Annotated in this window: 20 protein-coding genes and 1 other RNA gene; 10 read left to right on the forward strand and 11 right to left on the reverse strand. The window is 50.0% G+C overall.

Annotated features, from left to right (window positions below; genetic code table 11):
- Positions 1–128 precede the first annotated feature (128 nt).
- The 3 genes from ygfZ (at position 129) to IFO68_RS09825 (ending at position 2243) form a co-directional block, all read left to right on the forward strand.
- Positions 129–1112: a tRNA-modifying protein YgfZ gene (ygfZ, locus tag IFO68_RS09815; protein WP_192015738.1), complete on the forward strand. Its 984-nt coding sequence runs from the start codon at positions 129–131 to the stop codon at positions 1110–1112.
- Positions 1112–1576 (forward strand): aminoacyl-tRNA deacylase, encoded by a 465-nt coding sequence (locus IFO68_RS09820; protein ID WP_192015739.1) that lies wholly within the window; start codon positions 1112–1114, stop codon positions 1574–1576. The genes ygfZ and IFO68_RS09820 overlap by 1 nt, the downstream gene beginning before the upstream one ends.
- 463 nt (positions 1577–2039) lie before the next feature.
- Positions 2040–2243: a DUF1107 domain-containing protein gene (locus IFO68_RS09825; protein WP_027253583.1), complete on the forward strand. Its 204-nt coding sequence runs from the start codon at positions 2040–2042 to the stop codon at positions 2241–2243.
- A gap of 52 nt (positions 2244–2295) precedes the next feature.
- Here IFO68_RS09825 and gcvH (IFO68_RS09830) read toward each other — a convergent pair whose 3' ends face one another.
- The 5 genes from gcvH (IFO68_RS09830) to IFO68_RS09850 all read right to left on the reverse strand — a co-directional run bounded on the left by gcvH (IFO68_RS09830) (position 2296) and on the right by IFO68_RS09850 (position 6564).
- Positions 2296–2682, reverse strand: a complete 387-nt coding sequence (gcvH, locus tag IFO68_RS09830; RefSeq protein ID WP_311568065.1) for a glycine cleavage system protein GcvH — start codon at positions 2680–2682, stop codon at positions 2296–2298.
- 291 nt (positions 2683–2973) lie between these two features.
- Positions 2974–3357, reverse strand: a complete 384-nt coding sequence (gene gcvH, locus IFO68_RS09835) for a glycine cleavage system protein GcvH (protein WP_311568064.1) — start codon at positions 3355–3357, stop codon at positions 2974–2976.
- A gap of 203 nt (positions 3358–3560) precedes the next feature.
- On the reverse strand, positions 3561–4772 hold the full coding sequence (locus IFO68_RS09840; protein WP_192015742.1) for an FAD-dependent 2-octaprenylphenol hydroxylase: 1212 nt from the start codon (positions 4770–4772) through the stop codon (positions 3561–3563).
- 2 nt (positions 4773–4774) lie between these two features.
- A complete protein-coding gene (gene ubiH / locus IFO68_RS09845) occupies positions 4775–5962 on the reverse strand; it encodes a 2-octaprenyl-6-methoxyphenyl hydroxylase (RefSeq protein WP_192015743.1) in 1188 nt (395 codons plus the stop codon).
- 26 nt (positions 5963–5988) lie between these two features.
- On the reverse strand, positions 5989–6564 hold the full coding sequence (locus IFO68_RS09850; protein ID WP_192015744.1) for a UPF0149 family protein: 576 nt from the start codon (positions 6562–6564) through the stop codon (positions 5989–5991).
- A 291-nt stretch (positions 6565–6855) separates the two neighbouring features.
- On the opposite strand from IFO68_RS09850, the gene IFO68_RS09855 reads away from it, so the two are divergent.
- The 5 genes from IFO68_RS09855 to serA all read left to right on the forward strand — a co-directional run bounded on the left by IFO68_RS09855 (position 6856) and on the right by serA (position 10299).
- Positions 6856–7158 carry a cell division protein ZapA gene (locus tag IFO68_RS09855; protein WP_192015745.1) on the forward strand — a complete coding sequence of 101 codons (303 nt, stop codon included), beginning with the start codon at positions 6856–6858 and terminating at the stop codon, positions 7156–7158.
- Between the two features lie 7 nt (positions 7159–7165).
- Positions 7166–7347, forward strand: a non-coding RNA gene (gene ssrS, locus IFO68_RS09860) — 6S RNA.
- Positions 7348–7416: 69 nt separating this feature from the next.
- The gene (locus IFO68_RS09865) at positions 7417–8040 is read left to right on the forward strand and encodes a 5-formyltetrahydrofolate cyclo-ligase (protein WP_192015746.1); all 624 of its coding nucleotides are present in this window, start codon (positions 7417–7419) and stop codon (positions 8038–8040) included.
- A gap of 117 nt (positions 8041–8157) precedes the next feature.
- Complete coding sequence (rpiA, locus tag IFO68_RS09870; RefSeq protein WP_192015747.1) at positions 8158–8817, forward strand: ribose-5-phosphate isomerase RpiA; 660 nt, start codon at positions 8158–8160, stop codon at positions 8815–8817.
- 252 nt (positions 8818–9069) lie between these two features.
- Positions 9070–10299, forward strand: coding sequence for a phosphoglycerate dehydrogenase (gene serA / locus IFO68_RS09875; protein WP_192015748.1), 1230 nt, complete (start codon positions 9070–9072; stop codon positions 10297–10299).
- Positions 10300–10366: 67 nt separating this feature from the next.
- Here serA and IFO68_RS09880 read toward each other — a convergent pair whose 3' ends face one another.
- Entirely contained in the window at positions 10367–11062 is a 696-nt protein-coding gene (locus IFO68_RS09880; protein WP_192015749.1) for an oxidative stress defense protein, read from the reverse strand.
- Positions 11063–11215: 153 nt separating this feature from the next.
- Positions 11216–12112: a LysR family transcriptional regulator ArgP gene (locus IFO68_RS09885; protein ID WP_192015750.1), complete on the reverse strand. Its 897-nt coding sequence runs from the start codon at positions 12110–12112 to the stop codon at positions 11216–11218.
- Positions 12113–12241: 129 nt separating this feature from the next.
- On the opposite strand from IFO68_RS09885, the gene IFO68_RS09890 reads away from it, so the two are divergent.
- Positions 12242–12874: a LysE/ArgO family amino acid transporter gene (locus IFO68_RS09890; protein ID WP_192015751.1), complete on the forward strand. Its 633-nt coding sequence runs from the start codon at positions 12242–12244 to the stop codon at positions 12872–12874.
- A gap of 71 nt (positions 12875–12945) precedes the next feature.
- Here IFO68_RS09890 and mscS read toward each other — a convergent pair whose 3' ends face one another.
- The 4 genes from mscS to epd form a co-directional block, all read right to left on the reverse strand.
- On the reverse strand, positions 12946–13830 hold the full coding sequence (mscS, locus tag IFO68_RS09895) for a small-conductance mechanosensitive channel MscS (RefSeq protein WP_192015752.1): 885 nt from the start codon (positions 13828–13830) through the stop codon (positions 12946–12948).
- 263 nt (positions 13831–14093) lie between these two features.
- Positions 14094–15170, reverse strand: coding sequence for a class II fructose-bisphosphate aldolase (fbaA, locus tag IFO68_RS09900; protein ID WP_027253596.1), 1077 nt, complete (start codon positions 15168–15170; stop codon positions 14094–14096).
- A gap of 138 nt (positions 15171–15308) precedes the next feature.
- The gene (locus IFO68_RS09905) at positions 15309–16472 is read right to left on the reverse strand and encodes a phosphoglycerate kinase (RefSeq protein WP_192015753.1); all 1164 of its coding nucleotides are present in this window, start codon (positions 16470–16472) and stop codon (positions 15309–15311) included.
- Between the two features lie 44 nt (positions 16473–16516).
- Entirely contained in the window at positions 16517–17590 is a 1074-nt protein-coding gene (gene epd / locus IFO68_RS09910) for an erythrose-4-phosphate dehydrogenase (protein ID WP_192015901.1), read from the reverse strand.
- Positions 17591–18232: 642 nt separating this feature from the next.
- Between epd and metK the strand changes: the two genes are divergently transcribed.
- The gene (metK, locus tag IFO68_RS09915) at positions 18233–19387 is read left to right on the forward strand and encodes a methionine adenosyltransferase (protein WP_192015754.1); all 1155 of its coding nucleotides are present in this window, start codon (positions 18233–18235) and stop codon (positions 19385–19387) included.
- The last annotated feature ends 364 nt before the right edge of the window (positions 19388–19751 follow it).

Consider the following 19751-nt stretch of genomic DNA (forward strand, 5'->3'; position numbering starts at 1 on the left):
CCCGACACAAAAACTCAGGTACTTTTGCATGCAGGCTGACAAAGCTCAGCCAGAGCGATAACATAGCGCTTATTCGAAGCTTTTCTGAAAGCTGAAGCCAGCTTTCCTTATCAACGACGGATTCGACTATGAGCACCTGGTCAGATACTTTGCAATTCGACACACTTTCACTTTCCGCTGACGCTCCTCTGCCATCACTTGCCCTGGTAAATCTCACCCAATGGGGACTGGTGACTCTGGTTGGTCAGGACAGCATTTCCTACTTACAGGGACAAGTCACCTGCGATGTCGTGTCTCTGAATGCCAGGCAGTCCACGCTTGGCGCGCACTGTGACGCCAAAGGTAAGATGCGCACCATCTTTCGCCTCTTTCATCACAGGGACGGTCTGGGCTGGCTGCAGCGTAAAAGCGTCATGGACACCCAATTGCCGGAACTGAAAAAGTACGCCATCTTTTCAAAAACCACTATAGAAGCCAGTACCGACGTCTTGCTGGGCCTGACAGGTGAGCAGGCACAAGCCACCATAGACAATGTGCTGGGTGGTGAAGGAGAGGTACGGGCATTCGACAAGGGGACCGCGGTAAAAATTGATGCGCAGCGCTGGCTCCTGGCGGTTGATAGCGCCGCAGCCGGTGAGATCGCAGAGAAAATCGCCGCCAAGGCAGTATTGTCAGACGACTCACTCTGGGATCTTTACGATATTCGCCAGGCCCTGCCCCGTATTGATACCGAAACCGGGCTGGAATTCATTCCACAATCCATGAACTTGCAGGCACTTAACGGCATCAGCTTCAAAAAAGGCTGCTATACCGGTCAGGAAACGGTCGCCAGGGCCAAATGGCGCGGCATCAACAAACGGGCCATGTACATAGTCTCTGGCCAGGCCGAAAACTGCCCGAAAGCTGGCGATGTGCTGGAGCGCAGTGTCGGTGACAACTGGCGCAAAGGCGGCACAATCATTGCTGGCTATCAATTCAGTGATCATCAGTCTCTGGCATTGGTCGTACTGCCCAATGATCTGGAGCCAGACACAGCTTTTCGTCTGGCTGCCGAACCTGAAAACCAGTGGCAACAACTGCCACTGCCGTATTCGCTGGATGAAGAGGCGTAATGCTGGATACTCCCATCACGCGTTATCTGCAGCAGGAAGGGGTTAACTTCCTGCTGCTCCCTCATAACAAGCCCGCCCGCACCATACAAGAAGCAGCCGAAGAGCGAGGCGTAGAGCCACATCAGATGGTCAAGTCGATACTTCTGCGGGATATGGGCGGGTTACACGTTCTGGCGTGTGTGCCCGGCACCAGGCAGGTTGATCCTAAAAAAGTCCGCACATTATTTGGCTGCCGCAGGATGACGTGCGCCGACGCCCAAGATGTTGAAGAAGTCACAGGTCTGACTATCGGCACTGTGGCCCCTATCGGGCTCAGACAGACGCTGCCTGTGGTTTTTGACCTGTCACTCTCTCACTATCAGACAGTGAATATCAGCAGTGGTGATCGCATGGCAGGGATTGAGCTGGCGATGCAAGATCTTGTTCAGTTGTGCGCCCCCCTGTATGGCGATATCTGTCGCTAGCCAAAAACGGGCCTCCCTCCCATTTTTTGCGTAATCATTCACCCTTTTCGCAATTTAACGCACAGATCAGAGCAGTGGCACAGGTTAGCAGAAAACACTTTTTTATTGTCTTCACCTCATCCAACTGTACAAAAAAACACCAATGCATTCCTGTAGCAAATACCGTGACAGACAACTGGCCAAACCCAACCAGATAACTATAAGCAACTGATAAAAATAAGAAAAAAAGAAATGTAGCGGAATTGACCCATACCGGAATCCCGCCAGTTTTAATTGAGTATTCACACATCAATTCAGAATAATACTCTGCGCAATGATAAATCTGTAAAAATTAATTACACTAAGCCATCATTTTACATAAACATTATGCTGAGAGTATCACAAATATTTCATAGTCAATTCTCTATAATGGCCGCGAAATAAACACAACAACAATAGAAATAAGGCAAGGTTGCTCATCATTATGCGCATGTTTAAACAATATTTACCGAAACTGGTAGCCAAACACGTCAGCAGGCTATTCAGTGGCCGCTTATACATTGACGGTCGTGGCGGGTATGAATTTGACAATGGGCTGCTCAAACTGCCCGTGAAAGCAGAACAACGTCATTTCAAAACCGTGAAAGAAGTGAATATGGAGATCCGTCGGCTCAAAGAAGCGGCTTAATACAATCAAGGCCGGTTAACTACCGGCCTAATAGATGATTCCTGCTTGAGCGCTAATCCTCTTCTTCACGCGCTAACTCCGCATAAGCTTTCGCATCAAGCAAATCATCCAGAGCAGATTCATCATTGGCCTTTATCTTAATCAGCCAGCCATCTCCGTATGGAGAGTCATTCAACAAATCAGGAGACACCTCCAGCTCTTCATTGATTGCCACCACTACCCCGGATACTGGTGCGTATACCTCTGATACCGCTTTGACTGATTCTGCAGACCCAAACTCGTCGCCCGCTTCAAATGTGTTGTCAATTTCCGGTAATTCAACGTACACCATCTCCCCTAACAATTGCTGTGCGTGATCCGTGATTCCGATGGTATAAACACCATTACCTTCAGCACGTACCCATTCGTGTGATTCGGTATACTTCAATTCGGGTGGAATATGAATCATAACGTTATCCTTATTAAAGTCTAAAGTGCCCGTTTGGTGATATACCAAAACAAAAGCGCAACTTGGTTAGTATTACCTCAAGGGCACTCAGCCCTTCCTAAGATTACTTTAGGATAAAAAAATCAGATTGAAAGTCATTGAGCCAACAAAAAAGCCGCCTCTTTCGAAACGGCTCTTCATAATTTACATTCAGTTAAAAAACCTGATGCTGTCGCAGCATGGTTGGCAACTATCCAGCATCACAGGCAGAACACATCGCCTGATTATTATGTTTCGCTGATATCAGTCTTCTTCAGAGGTAAACTCCTGATACCCTTCGGCATCCAGCAATTCATCCAGCTCACCTTCATCATCGGCTTTTATCTGAATCAGCCAGCCATCTCCGTACGGATCGTTATTCACCAGCTCAGGAGACAATTCGAGGTCTTCATTGATAGCCACCACAACCCCGGATATAGGTGCATACACATCTGACGCCGCTTTAACCGATTCCGCCACCGCAAACTCATCGCCAGCCTCAGTGACTCTTTCCACTTCCGGTAAATCAACAAACACCATATCCCCCAGCATTTGCTGCGCGTAATCTGTGATGCCGACAGTATAGATTCCGTCCCCTTCGGGACGTACCCATTCATGAGTATTAGTGAATTTCAATTCAGAAGGAATATGGGCCATAAGTAGATCCTTACCAAAACGGCGACGCCGATATGTTCACAAAAAGAGGTCTAACCTTCCCTTACAAAGGCTTCGTCTTGCCTAACTGTTATTACTTTAGGAGAAAAAAAACAGATTGAAAGTAAATGGACTCACAAAAAAAAGCCGCCTCTCGCGAGACGGCTTTTCAGAATTAGCATTCAGTTAAAAGAACCTTACTCAACTCTGGCTAACGCAGGCAGCTCTCCGCTCAACCCCAGGGCCCGGCGCATAAACTGATCTTTAACCCCAGGCGCATGGTTGACCAGCAACAGCCCCACATCACGGATCAACTTTTTCGCCGGATGACTGCCATCAAACAGCTCCCGGAACGCTTGCATAGCCGCAATCATTTTCGCCGCTTCCGCTTTTCGCCAGCGTTCAAAATAACGCAGATGCTGGCGGGCCCCTATGTCCTTGTCCTGACGCCACAACAGACTCAGAATTTCCGCCAGGCTGGCAGCATCCAGCAACCCCAGATTCACTCCTTGCCCCGCCAGCGGATGAATCGTATGCGCGGCATCACCAATCAGCGCCACACGCTCACGCACAAAATCACGGGCATAACGCATTTTCAGAGGCACAGCCTGACGTTCGCCTTCCAGACGGCACAATCCCAGCCGGCAATCAAACGCCGCAGACAACTGATTGCTGAAGCTGTCGGCATCCAGGTCCATCAAGTCTTCCGCCTTCTGCGGCGAGACAGACCACACAATCGAACACAGATCCGGTTCTGACAAGGGCAGAAATGCCAGTGGGCCATCAGGGGTAAAAATTTGTCTGGCGGTGCGCGTGTGGGACTCAGAACAACGAATGTTGGCAACAATGGCGTGATGACCATAATCCCAGTGAGTCAGCGGGATATCCATCTGTCTGCGCACCCATGAATTGGCGCCATCCGCCCCCACTACCAGCTTGGCCGTCAGGCTCTGACCGTTGTCCAGCGTCAGCCAGGCTTCGCGCTCACCAAAAGCCAGCTGCTGGCAGCGCACCGGGGCAATCATGGTCACATTAGGCTGAGTTTTCACTTTGTCCAGCAGTGCCAGCTGAATCACGCGATTCTCGACGATATGGCCAAGATCAGGCTGCGCCAGAGAGGCAGCATCAAAACTGATATGCGCAAAGCTGTCCTGCTCCCAGACATCCATCTGCTGATAAGGGCTGACTCTGCGCTCAGCCATGCCTGGCCAGGCTCCGACCCGCTGCAAAATCCGTTCACTGGCACGGCTCAATGCAGAGACACGGACATCCGGTAACGGGGCCAGTTCAGGGTCAGGCAACTGGCCTTCAATGACGGCAATACGAAGATCAGTATCGGCCAGGGCTGCAGCCAGAGTTAACCCCACCATACCGCCACCGATAATAGCTATATCCACACTTTGCATCATGATTATCTGTCTACCTGTCCCATCGCCCGCTTCATCAGCGGCGCTTTAATTGTATCCATTACACTCATCGCCATCAGGCCGGCATTGCGCCCGGCGACCAAAGGCCAGTGCTCATTTGCAAACAGTTTCACCAGGCATGTGGTCATCGCCACCGTTGCGGCCTGGTCTGGCTCGCGACGTTGCCGAAAGCGGCTCAGTATCGCCGTTGATCCCGGGTCTTCACCGGCCTGATAGCCAGCCACCACTTCCTCAGCCAGGGTCACGACATCACGCAAGCCCAGATTGAACCCCTGCCCGGCTATCGGATGCAGTGTCTGAGCAGCATTGCCGACCACAGCAAAACGGTGAGAAACCCGGCGCTCAGCCTGTCGCAGACTCAGCGGATACACAAATCGCTGGCCGGTTTTTACCATCTTGCCCATACGCCAGCCAAAGCTGGACTGTAACTGCGCCAGAAACGTTTCGTCGTCCCATCCCATCACTTCCTGCTGCTGTTCCGGCGATATGCACCATACCAGCGAGCTTCGTCCCTGACTCATCGGCAACAAAGCCAGGGGACCGAAAGGCGTGAATCGCTCAAAGGCTTCGCCCTGATGAGATAAAGCGGTAGAGATATTGGCAATCACAGCGACCTGTTCAAAGTCCAGGCTCTGATGACCTATGCCCAGTTGCGCGCAGCAGCCGGACACCCCGCCATCGGCCGCCACCAGTAAGCTGGCCTGCAAAGATTCACCGTTAGTGAGCTGCAGGCTGACCACATCCTGTTCGCGATGCAGCGTATGGATTCTGGCCGGGCAAAACAGATCAATCGCCGCCCTTTTCGACAACTGCTCAAGGAATACAGAGCCCGCCTGCGCCAGTTCAATGACATAGCCCAGCGCACTGATCCCATACTCACTGGCTGACATACGGGCTAAGCCGGGATGGCCGCGATCAGACACATGAATACGAGAGATAGCCGTGGCTTCGCCCGCCAGAAATGACCAGAGGCCGAGTTGCTCCATCAAGCGGACGGAGCCTAAAGACATAGCAATACTGCGGGCATCATAGCCGGGATGGCCTGTCTGTTCAGGAGAAACCGCTTCAACAACGGCAATGCGCAAATTACCCTTACTCAGGGTATCCAATGCAAGGGCCAGGCTGGCACCCGTCATGGCTCCCCCTGCAATGACAACATCATACTGCTTCACGTCTGTTTTACCTCAAACCTGCCCTGTCAGTGCAGCGTAGGCGCATCGCCCTGACCCGACTGATGTCGTGACACCAGCTCGAAATAACAGGTCAGCGTGCACATTCGGACATGCTCTATGACCTGCTCAAACAACGTCGCCTGCTCTTCCAGATCATCCTCATCGTCGATCCCCAGCTGCGCGATATCCTGCAGATCGCCCAAGGCTTCCTGCACTGAAGCTGGCAATTTTTCTTGATTCAGTCCCATCAGACCCAATCCGGACAAGAAACAGTTAACCCATTCACTCAAAGCTTCAGCCCGCACCATCAAATCCACATCATCATCTGGCAGCAACAAAGACGCGTCAAACCCCGTACCAGCCAATTCCTTAGAAGTAATATCCACCAGATTTTGTGTCAGCGTTCTGGCGTCACCGTCCAGAGATTCGCCATTGTTGGCGTAATCCGAGATCGGACCAATCCAATGCTCGCCGACAGCGGGTAAACCGCCGCACAGCATACCCGTCAGTAATCCGTGTAATTCTGAGGGCGTAACCGCCAGAGACTGACTTTTCAGCGCGGTTTCCACCGCTTCATAAGCCGGCAATTTTACTTCGCTCATGGGCTTTTTCACCTTAATAAGATTGGTGTCAGATGGGTTTGTGATATGCTACCACTTAGGCTGGATTCAGGCTAACCTAAAGCAAAAGGCGATTGATTGAGTCGATATTTTTACTGGCATTCATCGGCTCAACGGCAAAAATAACACCGAACTGATGAAGATTTGTCATCTCGCTTGCAGGTCGCTCATGCAGTCAGGTCGCATGCTTGCAAGTTAAATAGGCTTTTTCTATATTAGCGGCCGATCTTCGCTTCACGAATTCACAGTGACTGACACGGATACAAAACAGCTATGAGCTCGCAGGCAGTTGAAATTGAAATTTTAGGCCGGACCATTAAGGTAAATTGCCCCGTTGGCCAGGAAACAGCGTTACGTGCAGCCGCGGCGGATTTTGACAGTCGCCTGAATGAACTGTCGCAGCGAACCAAAATCTCCAACCCGGAGCAGTTACTGATGTTTACCGGGCTGAACATCTGCAGTGAACTGCATAACGAACGAAAAGAATTTAACAACAATGCCGATTCTTTGTCCGAGCGCATCGGTCAAATTACAGAAACTCTGACTGAGGCATTGCAAAATCAACCGCAACGTTGATAATGGATTGACCCTGGGGTGTGCGTCAGCGAATCGACGTCCCCGAGCCGATAAGCAAAAAACCAGGATTTGCTTTTATTAGCTATTGAGCATGCTCAGCACGACTGAGAAGCCTACGGTTAATGTTGCCGATCCACCTTGAACGTCTGGTTCAAGGGCTACAATTCGCAACGGCACCTTGGGGCACCCCCTCTTTTTCTATTCTGCTCACAGCCAGCAGTTCTCTCTTTGAGCAGGCGACGACAGGCATAGAATGTTATGGATGCATCTCACCCACAAGGCTTTACCGGCCAAACAACCCAAACCACACGCCAACAGCTTCGTCAGCAGGTGCGCCTTAAACGCCAGGCACTGACCCCACACCAGCAGGAACAGGCCAGTAAGGCTGTGCTGAGCCGCTTTTGTCAGCTCAGCGAGGTTCGCCAGTCGCAACATGTGGCTTTATACCTCAACAATGACGGTGAGTTAGATACCGAACCGCTAATCGAATGGCTGTGGCACCAGAACAAAAACGTTTATCTGCCCGTGTTACATCCCTTCAGCAAAGGCCACTTGTTATTTCTGCATTACCGGCCTGAGACGAAAATGCATTGTAACCGCTATGGCATTGCCGAGCCTGTGCTGGATGTTCGTCTTGTTAAACCCGTTCACGAATTGGATCTGATCTGTACCCCTCTTGTCGCCTTTGATGAACAGGGACAACGGTTAGGCATGGGAGGCGGGTACTATGACCGCACATTAAGCCAGTGGCACCATAACAGCGCAGGCCCTCGTCCCCTCGGACTGGCCCACGACTGCCAGCAGGTCCGGCATCTGCCGGCAGAAGCCTGGGATGTACCACTGCCAGCTATTATCACCCCCTCGGCACACCACCACTGGTAAACATCCAGCTGTCAGTTGCCTAAACAGGGATCTTCATCATGATTTTAACCTGCCAGAGTATCAATGGTCGGCTATAATCAGCGCTCCGCAATCCATAGGCCATCACGAGGAAAAAGCATGACACAGGATGAAATGAAAAAAGCGGCTGGCTGGGCAGCCCTGGACTACGTGACCAAAGACAGCATTGTAGGCGTTGGTACCGGCTCTACCGTCAATCACTTCATCGATGCGCTGGCAACCCGCAAAGAAGAAATCAAAGGTGCTGTGTCCAGCTCTGTTGCGTCAACACAGCGACTGGAAGAGTTAGATATTCCGGTATTTGATGCCAATGAAGTGTCTGCGCTGGATATCTACGTGGATGGTGCAGACGAAATCAACCCTGACTTTGACATGATCAAAGGTGGCGGTGCAGCACTGACACGCGAGAAGATTGTTGCGGCCATTGCAAAAAAATTCATCTGTATTGTCGACAACACCAAAGAAGTCGATGTGCTGGGTGCCTTCCCGCTGCCGGTTGAAGTTATTCCGATGGCACGCTCCTACATAGGCCGTGAGTTAGTCAAGCTGGGCGGCGATCCTGTATACCGTGAAGGTGTCATCACTGATAACGGCAATATCATCTTAGATGTGCACAATCTGCAAATCACCGATGCAAAAGATCTGGAAAATAAGATTAATGCGCTGCCAGGCGTGGTCACTGTCGGTCTTTTTGCCCGGCGCGGTGCGGATGTCCTGCTGGTAGGCTCTCCAGACGGCGTGAAAACTGTCACTAAATAACAGTATCAGCGCTATTCATAAGGCTTGATGACTAAACGGCATAATATATGCCGTTTTTTATTATCCATTTCGTAATATTCTCGCCACTTCACCGAAATTTTTGATACTTTAATGTGAACGCAATCGTTTAAGCTCACCAGACGGCAACACAGGATGTACGCCTGTCACCGTGTGACATCACAATGTGCTGTTGCATGAACACGTTATCCTGCCCGCTGTATGGAATACCTGTTGTTTTTAAGGAAAAGGACCATGGCAAAAGTTTCGCTGGATAAAGACAAGATTAAAATTCTGCTGCTGGAAGGCGTTCACCCCTCTGCACTTGAAGTGCTCAAACAAGCCGGCTACGAGAATATCGAGTATCACAAAGGCTCGCTGGCGGGGAATGAACTGCTCGACGCAATCAAAGATGCCCACTTTGTAGGTATTCGTTCCCGTACCCAGCTGACTGAAGAAGTCTTTGACGCGGCCAAGAAGCTGATTGCTGTAGGCTGTTTCTGCATTGGTACCAATCAGGTTGATCTTGCTGAAGCCAACCGCCGTGGTATTCCTGTATTTAACGCCCCCTTCTCCAATACCCGCAGTGTGGCTGAGCTGGTACTGGGTGAAATATTGCTGCTGCTGCGTGGTATCCCGGAAAAAAATGCCAAAGCCCACCGGGGTGAATGGCAAAAAACGGCTGACTCCTCCTATGAAGCCCGTGGTAAGAAACTGGGTATCATAGGCTATGGTCACATAGGGACTCAGCTCAGTATTCTGGCTGAAAACCTGGGTATGGATGTGTATTTCTATGACATCGAAAACAAACTGACCTTAGGCAACGCAACCCAGGTTGATTCCCTGAGTGAGCTGCTCAATAAATCCGATGTTATCAGTCTGCACGTTCCTGAAACGCTGGATACTCAGAACCTGATGGGTGCCGAAGAATTCGCGCGCATGAAGCCGGGTTCCATCTTTATCAATGCCGCGCGCGGCACAGTCGTCGACATAGATGCACTGTGCAGTGCACTGGAAAGCAAACATCTGGCAGGTGCTGCGATTGATGTCTTCCCGGTCGAGCCTAAAACCAATAAAGATCAGTTCGAGTCACCGCTGACGCGCTTTGATAACGTGATTCTGACTCCACACATCGGTGGTTCGACTCAGGAAGCTCAGCAAAACATCGGTATCGAAGTGGCGGGCAAAATAGTGAAATACTCAGACAACGGTTCAACTGTGTCGGCCGTTGGCTTCCCTGAGGTGTCATTACCTGAGCACCGTGGCTGTTCGCGCCTGCTGCACATTCACGAAAACCGCCCGGGCATTCTGAATCAGATCACCACAATTTTCGCCGCTGAAGGTATCAACATTGCCGCTCAGTATCTGCAAACCAGCCCTGAGCTGGGTTATGTGGTGATTGACGTTGAGACCGAGCGATCTGAAGAAGCACTGAATAAGCTGAAGGCCATTGACGGCACAGTCCGTGCCCGTATTCTGCATTAATTCTGGCACGCCCCTTAAACCAAGAAGCTCACCCTGGGGTGAGCTTCTTTCTGTCTGACGCATAGCGTTATTTTTCCAGGCGGAAAACCACTTCCACTCTGTCACGGAAAGTAATTTCGGCATCCTGATAGGTGGCCTGAGTTTCCATCGCCGCATCCATTTTCATCCGCCCCATCACCGGACGCGGCATAGGATCGAAATAGCGGATATTCCACACGCCATCGATGTCGGTATCAAAACCTTGTGCCAGTGACTTGGCCTTACTTTGCGCATCTTTGATGGCGGCCTGGCGAGCTTGCTCCATGTACTTATCGGCATCGCTGACTTTCAGCTCTATGTTCTGAATCCGGTTGATTCCATCCCCCAGCGCACTGTCCAGGTAGGTATTGAGTTGTTCTAAATCACGAACAGTCACAGTCACCTGACGTGAAGCCTGATAACCCACCAGTTCAGGTGGCGCATCGTTGCTGCTGTGATACTGCGGATGCAGATAAATATTGGCGCTTTCAATATCCGTACGTTTTACGCCGCTTTTTTGCAAACGCTCCATAAAGGCCGTGACGGCTTTATCCGCGGCCTGTTTCGCTTCCTGAGCGGTTTTACGATTTTCTTCAACCGCCACTGTAAACACAGCCATGTCCGGTTGAGCAGTTATTTCACCCACACCAATGGTTTCCAGACGGGGAAAACTGTCTTCTGCCATTGCCAACGGACTGATCAGAGTCGCTCCACTCAAACAAACAGCAAGTAAGGTTTTTTTCATAACACCATCCAAATCATAACGTTAGGTTTCAGCTCATTGGCCTTATGCTGTTTTTGACACCGGACAGAGAAAAATTATCCCTGGATCGCAAAAAATTTTGCACATCATTTTATTAAAATGACATTTATCAATTCCAGAATACGCTGACTCCCCTCACTGGGGCAGACGGTTTCTGGCATGATCAAGCAACTGAGCTGTCACTTCACTAAAGACACCACTTTCCAGCGCCCAGTGATGCCAGTAAATTCTGCGGGTCAGCATGATACCCGGGGTCAGGTTGACCAACTCGCCGCTTGCCAGTTCTGACTCTATCTGAATTTTAGGGATCAGGCAGTATGCCGCTCCCTGTAGCGCCAGTTTGACGAAAGCCTCTGAGGAGCGCACCCTGTGGGTCAGCACGCTGCCACGAGGCAGATTAAAATGCTGCTGGATGAAGACTTCATGCATATCGTCATACTGGTCAAATGCTACAGCAGGGGCGCGCATCAGTGCCTCGCGGGTGACTCCATCAGCAAAATACTTCGTCTGAAAGTCCGGGCTGGCGACACACAAATAATCCATCCGGCCAAGGTAATCAGACACACAGCCAGGCATTGCCGTGGCCTCCATGCTGATAGCCCCGACCACTTCCCCGCTGCGCAACCTGTCGAGGGTTCTGCTTTCATCTTCCAGCATCAGGTTAATTTCGATGCGACGCTGTTTGAGCAGCGGGCTGAGCGCCGGCAGCAACCAGGTGGCCAGACTGTCAGCATTTGTAGCGATGGACATTTGTAATGGCTGGCTTTGCTCACCAGGGCGGATATCCGGCAGTAACTCCTGCTCCAGCAGGCGAACACGGCGGTACAGACCCAGCAATTTTTGTCCTGCCGGTGTGGGCCTTGGTGGCTGCTCACGCACCAGCAATGGCTGAGCCATGTGTTTTTCCAGCTGCTTTATCCGCTGCGAAACCGCAGACTGAGTGATGCATAGCATTTCTGCCGCCCGTTCAAATCCTCGCTGCGACACGACTGCGTCCAACGCCTGTACCCAGCGATAATCCAGTCCTTCCATGCCCACCCTCAATATTAGTAAGTCTAATAAATCATAAAAATTATTAGATTTACTAAATCATAGCGAGTGATTTAAGCTTTAGCCAGATGTAGCCGTCACTTTCACCACAGAATAAGGACAATATCACTCATGAGTCTATGGCCGTTACTGCAAGGCTTTGGCCTTGGCGCCAGCATGATTATTCCGATTGGCGCTCAAAATGCGTATGTACTCAATCAAGGCATTAAACGTAATCATCATTTAACCACTGCCACTGTATGCTGCCTGCTTGATGTGTTGTTCATCAGTCTGGGCGTATTTGGTGGCGGCGCGCTGCTTTCCAGCAACGAAAGCGTGCTGCTGGCTGTGACCTTGGGTGGGATCGCTTTTCTGCTGTTTTACGGTAGCCTGTCTCTGAAAAGTGCCTTTAGTCAGGCCTCTGAAGAAGAAGCACAAAGACAAACACTGGCTCGCGGCAGACGGGCCGTAGTTGCTGGCGCGCTGGCTGTTACTGTACTCAATCCGCACCTGTACCTGGATACCGTTGTTATTCTGGGTTCGATTGGCGGGCAGTTTGAGGGCCAGGACCGCATTGCTTTTGCCATAGGTACGATATTGGCATCATTCGTTTGGTTCTATACCTTGTCGATTGCCGCAGCGAAGATGGCGCCAACCTTGTCCCGGCCCAAAGTCAAACGTGGCATCGATATTGCCGTTGCCGCCATGATGTTCATTATTGCGGCCCATCTGGCTCAAGGCCTGCTGACACAGTATATTTTCTAACATCAGCAGGTACGTGCCAAAAACAACAATGGAGCCAAACGGCTCCATTGTTGTTGCAATTTAGCTGAACATTATTCTTCAACTTTGTTGAGGTACACATCCATTTGCGGAAAGGGAATCTCAATACCTTCTTTATCCAGCTCTTCTTTGATCGCCTGGAGCAAATCAAAATAGACGGCCCAGTAATCGGCGGTTTTCACCCAGGGACGAACTACAAAATTCACCGAAGAGTCAGCCAGAGCCACTACACCAATAGTTGGCGCAGGCGTTTTCAGTAAGCGAGGCTCTGCATCCAAAACGCGCTTGAGCACTTCTTTGGTTTTCTTCAGATCCGATTTGTACGAAACCCCGATGACATAATCAATACGACGGGTTTCATGCCTGGAGTAGTTGGTGATAGCTCCACCAATCACAGCCGCATTAGGGACAACCACCATTTTGTTGTCCGGGGTATTCAGTACGGTCTGAAAAACCTGAATAGATTCGACAGAACCGGCCACCCCGGCCACTTCAACATAATCGCCTGATTTAAAAGGACGGAAGGCAACAATCAGCACACCGGCAGCGAAGTTGGACAGTGAGCCCTGCAAGGCCAGGCCGATAGCCAGGCCGGCGGCACCGATGACAGCGACCACAGAGGCTGTTTGCACACCCACTCGGCTTAATGCCGCAATCAGCACTATCACAAACAACAGGTAGCGGACCATTGACTGCAGGAATTTGACAACCGCTTCATCCATTTGCTTGCGGCGCAGCATTTTGCCGAAGCCGCTCGCCACCCCTTTCGATACCAGATTACCAATAAACAGAATTAATAAGGCAGAAATCAGGTTAACGCCATACTGGATTAACAGCTCCTGATTATCGACAACCCAGTTACCCGCTTGTTTTACACCATCAGCCAGCTCATTATTGGCAATGGTATCAACCACTTTATCCGTTACACTCTCAGTCATAGCGCTCTCTCTACATTGGGGATGATGCGGTAATGCTCAAGTCCCGTGATACATAACAAACAGAACGAAATTACCCTAACAATAACCACTTATCTGAACTCAGATAAGTATGATACGACATGCGCAATCATTGCTGTCATAGCGGTCACAAGCAAGACTTTTTTATGCGGCTTAAGGTAACTTTATTCAGCTCTTGCTATTAAACCAAATAAAAAAGCCCGCAAAGCGGGCTTTTTACAATCTAATCTGTTCAGAGTGACAAATTACAGCACGTCTACTGCATTCAGATCAGAGAAAGCTTGTTCCAGGCGCTTAACCATAGAATCCTGACCTTTACGCAGCCATACGCGTGGATCATAGTATTTCTTGTTAGGCGCATCTTCACCGGTTGGGTTACCGATCTGGCCCTGCAGGTAAGCTTCGTTTTCCAGGTAGTACTCACGGATACCGTTCCAGGTTGCCCACTGAGTATCAGTATCGATGTTCATTTTGATCACACCGTAGCCGATAGATTCGCGGATTTCTTCCAGAGAAGAACCTGAACCACCGTGGAATACAAAGTTCAGCGCATTAGACTCAATACCGAACTTCTCAGAACAATACGCTTGAGAATCACGCAGGATGGTTGGCGTAAGAACCACGTTTCCTGGCTTATAAACACCGTGTACGTTACCAAATGACGCTGCGATAGTGAAACGCGGGCTGATAGCATTCAGTTTCTCATAAGCGTACGCAACATCTTCTGGCTGAGTGTACAGAGAAGATTGGTCCAGGTGAGAGTTATCTACACCGTCTTCTTCACCACCGGTACAACCCAGTTCAATTTCCAGCGTCATGTTCATCTTGCTCATTCGCTCAAGGTACTTGGCACAGATTTCGATGTTTTCTTCCAAAGACTCTTCAGACAGGTCAATCATGTGCGAAGAGAACAGAGGTTTGCCTGTTTCCGCAAAGTGCTTTTCACCGGCGTCCAGCAGACCATCGATCCATGGCAGCAGTTTTTTCGCCGCATGGTCAGTGTGCAGGATCACTGGCACACCGTAAGTTTCAGCCACGGCGTGAACATATTTTGCACCCGCAATCGCACCCAGGATCGGGCCGTTCTGACCTTCCAGCTTCAGGCCTTTACCTGCAAAGAAACCTGCACCGCCGTTTGAGAACTGAACAACAACAGGGGCTTTCACTTTCGCGGCAGCTTCAAGCACTGCGTTGATAGAGTCCGTGTTAACTACGTTAACCGCTGGCAGAGCAAATTGGTTTTCTTTTGCTACTGCAAATACTTTCTGTACGTCGTCGCCAGAAATCACACCAGGTTTTACGAAGTCGAAGATCTTAGACATAACAATAGTCCTATTAGCTTTTAGCTTTGTTGTCTGGGTTTAAAGATAAACTCATTGCTAATGTGTGCGGCCAAACGGTTAATGTTCACACCACACACAGCATATTCCAGGCGCCGAGCAAGCCCAGCGCCGCTGTTATCAGGCTTTCGCTCGTTCTTCCAGCATAGCAACTGCCGGCAGTTTTTTGCCTTCTACAAACTCCAGGAACGCACCGCCACCGGTTGAGATGTAAGACACTTTATCTTTGATACCGTACTTATCAATGGCTGCCAGCGTATCGCCGCCACCGGCAATAGAGAAACCTTCAGAATCGGCAATCGCTTGCGCTACGACTTCAGTACCTTTACCAAATTGCTCAATCTCGAACACGCCGACCGGGCCGTTCCACAAAATAGTTTTGGCTTCTTTGATAATGCGAGCCAGCTCAGCAGCAGAATCCGGACCGATATCCAGCACCATGTCGTCTTCTGCAATATCAGAAGCAGACTTAATGGTGGCTTCAGCCGTGTCAGAGAATTCTTTGGCGCAGACTACGTCAGTCGCAACCGGCACATTAGTTTGCTCCATCAGCGCTTTCGCTGTGTCAAGCAGTTCGGCTTCGTACAGAGATTTACCGACGCCATGACCTTCAGCCGCAATAAAGGTGTTTGCGATACCGCCACCCACCACAACCTGATCGGCAATCTTCGCCAGTGACTCCAGCACGGTCAGTTTGGTCGACACCTTAGATCCGCCAACAATCGCCACCATAGGACGAGCCGGATTACCCAGCGCCTTACCCAGAGCGTCCAGTTCCGCAGCCAGCAGCGGGCCTGCACAAGCCACAGGGGCAAACATGCCCACACCGTGAGTAGATGCCTGGGCACGGTGCGCCGTACCGAATGCATCCATCACAAACACGTCACACAGTGCCGCGTATTGCTTGGACAGTGCTTCGTCATTCTTCTTCTCGCCCACGTTAAAGCGAACGTTTTCCAGTACTACCAGCTCGCCTGCATTCAGATCCAGACCATTCAGGTAATCTTTCGCCAGCGTCACATCACAGTCGAGCGCGTCTTGCAGATAGTTCACTACAGGCTGCAGAGAGAACTCGTCAGCGTATTCACCTTCGGTCGGGCGACCCAGGTGAGAGGTAACCATTACCTTTGCGCCTGCTGCCAGGCATTGCTTGATCGTAGGCAGAGATGCCAGGATACGTGCATCAGAAGTTACTTTACCTGCTTTTACTGGCACGTTCAGATCGGCACGGATCAGCACGCGTTTACCGGCCAGATCCAGCTCAGTCATCTTGATTACAGACATGGTTTGTCCTCTCAATAGTCTTACTGTGTAAATGATAAATATGTTCAGCCCTGCGATTTTGCCTGGCTGGGAAATTCAGAAACGTCTTTCAGCTGACCACTGACCTGATGCATCACCAGTGCTGTATCCAGCATTCGGTTTGCAAATCCCCATTCGTTGTCGCACCAAATCAGCAATTTCAGCAGATGCTGATTGCTGACACGCGTCTGGGTGCCATCAACAATGGCGCTGTGGGGGTCATGATTGAAGTCAACAGAAACAAGTGGCGCTGTGGTGTAATCGACAATATCCGTCAATGTACACCTGGCAGCCTCGGCCAGGGCTTGATTTACATCATTAACCGAGACATTAGTCTTCACCGTAACGCTCAGATCCATCGCGGTGACGTTAATTGTAGGAACCCTGACTGAAATAGCCTCAAATTTATCCGCAAATTTAGGGAAAATACGGCCTATACCTAAGTGTAATTTTGTGTCTACCGGAATGATCGACTGGCTCGCGGCGCGTGTCCGGCGCAGGTCAGTATGGTAGGCATCGATCACCTGCTGGTCATTCATGGCTGAATGAATCGTTGTGATAGTGCCGGATTCAATGCCGAAAGCTTCATCAAGCACTTTAATCACAGGAACAATGCAGTTGGTGGTACAGGAACCGTTGGAAACAATGCGATCTTGAGGTGACAGGCTGTCTTGGTTAACACCGAAGATGATGGTGTTATCTATGTCGTTAGCTGCAGGATGGGAAAACAGGACTTTCTTGGCACCGGCCTGAATATGGGCTTCACCGTCGGCTCTTGAGCCGTACACCCCGGTACAGTCCAGAACGATATCCACTTCCAGATCCCGCCACGGGAGCAACTGGATATCATTGAGATGAAGAATACGAATCGCGTCTTCACTCTGACCATCGGCAATGAACAGATGTTCCTGATCATGGCTGACCTTGCGACCAAAGCGACCATGACTGGAATCATACTGAAGCAGATGTGCCATAGCTTCAGGCTGAGCCAGTTCATTCACTGCCACGACTTTTATCTGGTGGTGTTTGCCGCTTTCATACAAGGCCCGCAGTACACTGCGGCCGATACGGCCAAATCCATTAATTGCGACTCGTAATATCATATCCGTGCTACGTAAGTGAAAAGCCGCTCTAGTGTATACCAAGCGTTAACGAGATTCATCCTAATTGTGACCCGCCTCACTCCCCAGAACGATTGTCTGCAAGCGTAGCGCAAAGCCAGTAAATACGCCCGCTGTAACTACATCCTTCCTTATAACAGATATATAAATAGTGCTTTATCGGAATAAATAAAGCTCCCGTCTGGTGTATTTTTTTCATTGTTCGAAATAATTTTTCTGCAACCTATCAATAACAATTGGTCCGAGCAGTAAATCACCGACGTTCAATCAGGCAATCGTGGTTTTGATCGCAATACGCGCCGATCCATCAAGAGGCCAGAACGCATTTCGCAAAGAGAAGAAGGGGCTGTCAACTCACAAAGAAGGTAAATAGTCTGATTTTTTAGTTAAAACCAATATTATTAACTATTAAGATTACAAACCACATGATGAAGATAATCGTTTGGCTGAAAATTATCTTATTTCCACACATATCTAGTTGTTGATTTTGATCCCATACAAGTTATTATAGCCGTCTAGACGGAGGTAGCTCTATACATACAGACTGATGATTAATCACTCAGACTGCTGAAAATCACACCTCCAATCACCTTTAAAGTTTTTCTAATAGTGAGAATACTCATGGCGAAACACCTGTTTACTTCTGAGTCGGTATCGGAAGGCCATCCAGATAAAATTGCAGACCAGATCTCAGATGCAGTCCTGGATGCGATCTTAGAACAAGACCCGAAAGCACGTGTTGCGTGTGAGACTTACGTAAAAACCGGCATGGTCATGGTCGGTGGTGAAATCACTACCACAGCCTGGGTTGATATCGAAGAGCTGACCCGTCAGACGGTGCGTGAAATTGGTTACGTCCATTCAGACATGGGCTTTGATGCCAACTCTTGTGCCGTACTGAGCGCAATTGGTAAGCAGTCTCCTGATATTAACCAGGGTGTTGACCGCAGCGACCCGAAAGATCTGGGTGCAGGCGATCAGGGGATTATGTTCGGTTACGCCACCAACGAAACTGAAGTGCTGATGCCGGCCCCTGTCACTTATGCTCACCGTCTGGTTGAGCGTCAGGCTAAAGTCCGTAAAAACGGTACGCTGCCATGGCTGCGCCCGGATGCCAAAAGCCAGGTCACCTTTGCTTATGACCAGGGCAAAATCGTGGGTATCGATGCCATTGTTCTGTCGACTCAGCACTGTGACAGCATTGAACTTCCTGTGCTGCAAGAAGCTGTGATGGAAGAAATCATCAAACCGGTTCTGCCGGCAGAGTGGTTGAACAAAGACACCAAGTACTTCATCAACCCAACCGGCCGCTTTGTGATCGGGGGTCCAATGGGCGACTGTGGTCTGACTGGCCGTAAAATTATCGTCGATACCTACGGCGGTGCAGCACGTCACGGCGGTGGTGCCTTCTCTGGTAAAGATCCATCAAAAGTGGATCGCAGTGCGGCCTATGCCGCCCGTTATGTGGCAAAGAACATAGTCGCAGCTGGCCTGGCAGACCGTTGTGAAATCCAGCTGTCGTACGCTATCGGTATTGCCGATCCAACATCCATCATGGTGGAAACTTTTGGTACAGAGAAGGTCTCTCACGACCTGATCGTTGAAGCCGTTCGTCACCACTTCGACCTGCGCCCATACGGCCTGATCGAAATGTTGGATCTGCTGCAGCCTATCTACAAGAAAACAGCGGCATACGGTCACTTTGGTCGCGAAGAATTCCCTTGGGAAAAAACCGACAAAGCAGAGCTGCTGCGCGATTACGCCAACATCAAGTAATCGAATCTGCAAGGCTGTGATTCTTACTCGTGAAAAAGGAAGCTTCGGCTTCCTTTTTCATTGCTTTTCTTTCTCACCGCCCCGCTCCCCTGTACAGCTCTTTCAGCTTTTGACCACCTATGATCTAAAAGCAGACCAAGCTGCTCACCTCTCTCGTAAAAACAGATAACAATATAAAAATAAACATATTTTAGTGTTATTTACTTCCCATGATCCAATCGCCCGAAAAGCTGATCATCTGTACCTGTACAGCTTCCGGAGGTTTTGAACACCTATGTTCTAAAAACTGTCACTGCTGTACAAAACGCATTTCAGGCCATCGATGGTAGAAAATCAGCGCCAGACCTTACATACTGACCCCCTT

The organism is Photobacterium arenosum (assembly GCF_014841115.1).
Classification (GTDB): Bacteria; Pseudomonadota; Gammaproteobacteria; order Enterobacterales; family Vibrionaceae; genus Photobacterium; species Photobacterium arenosum.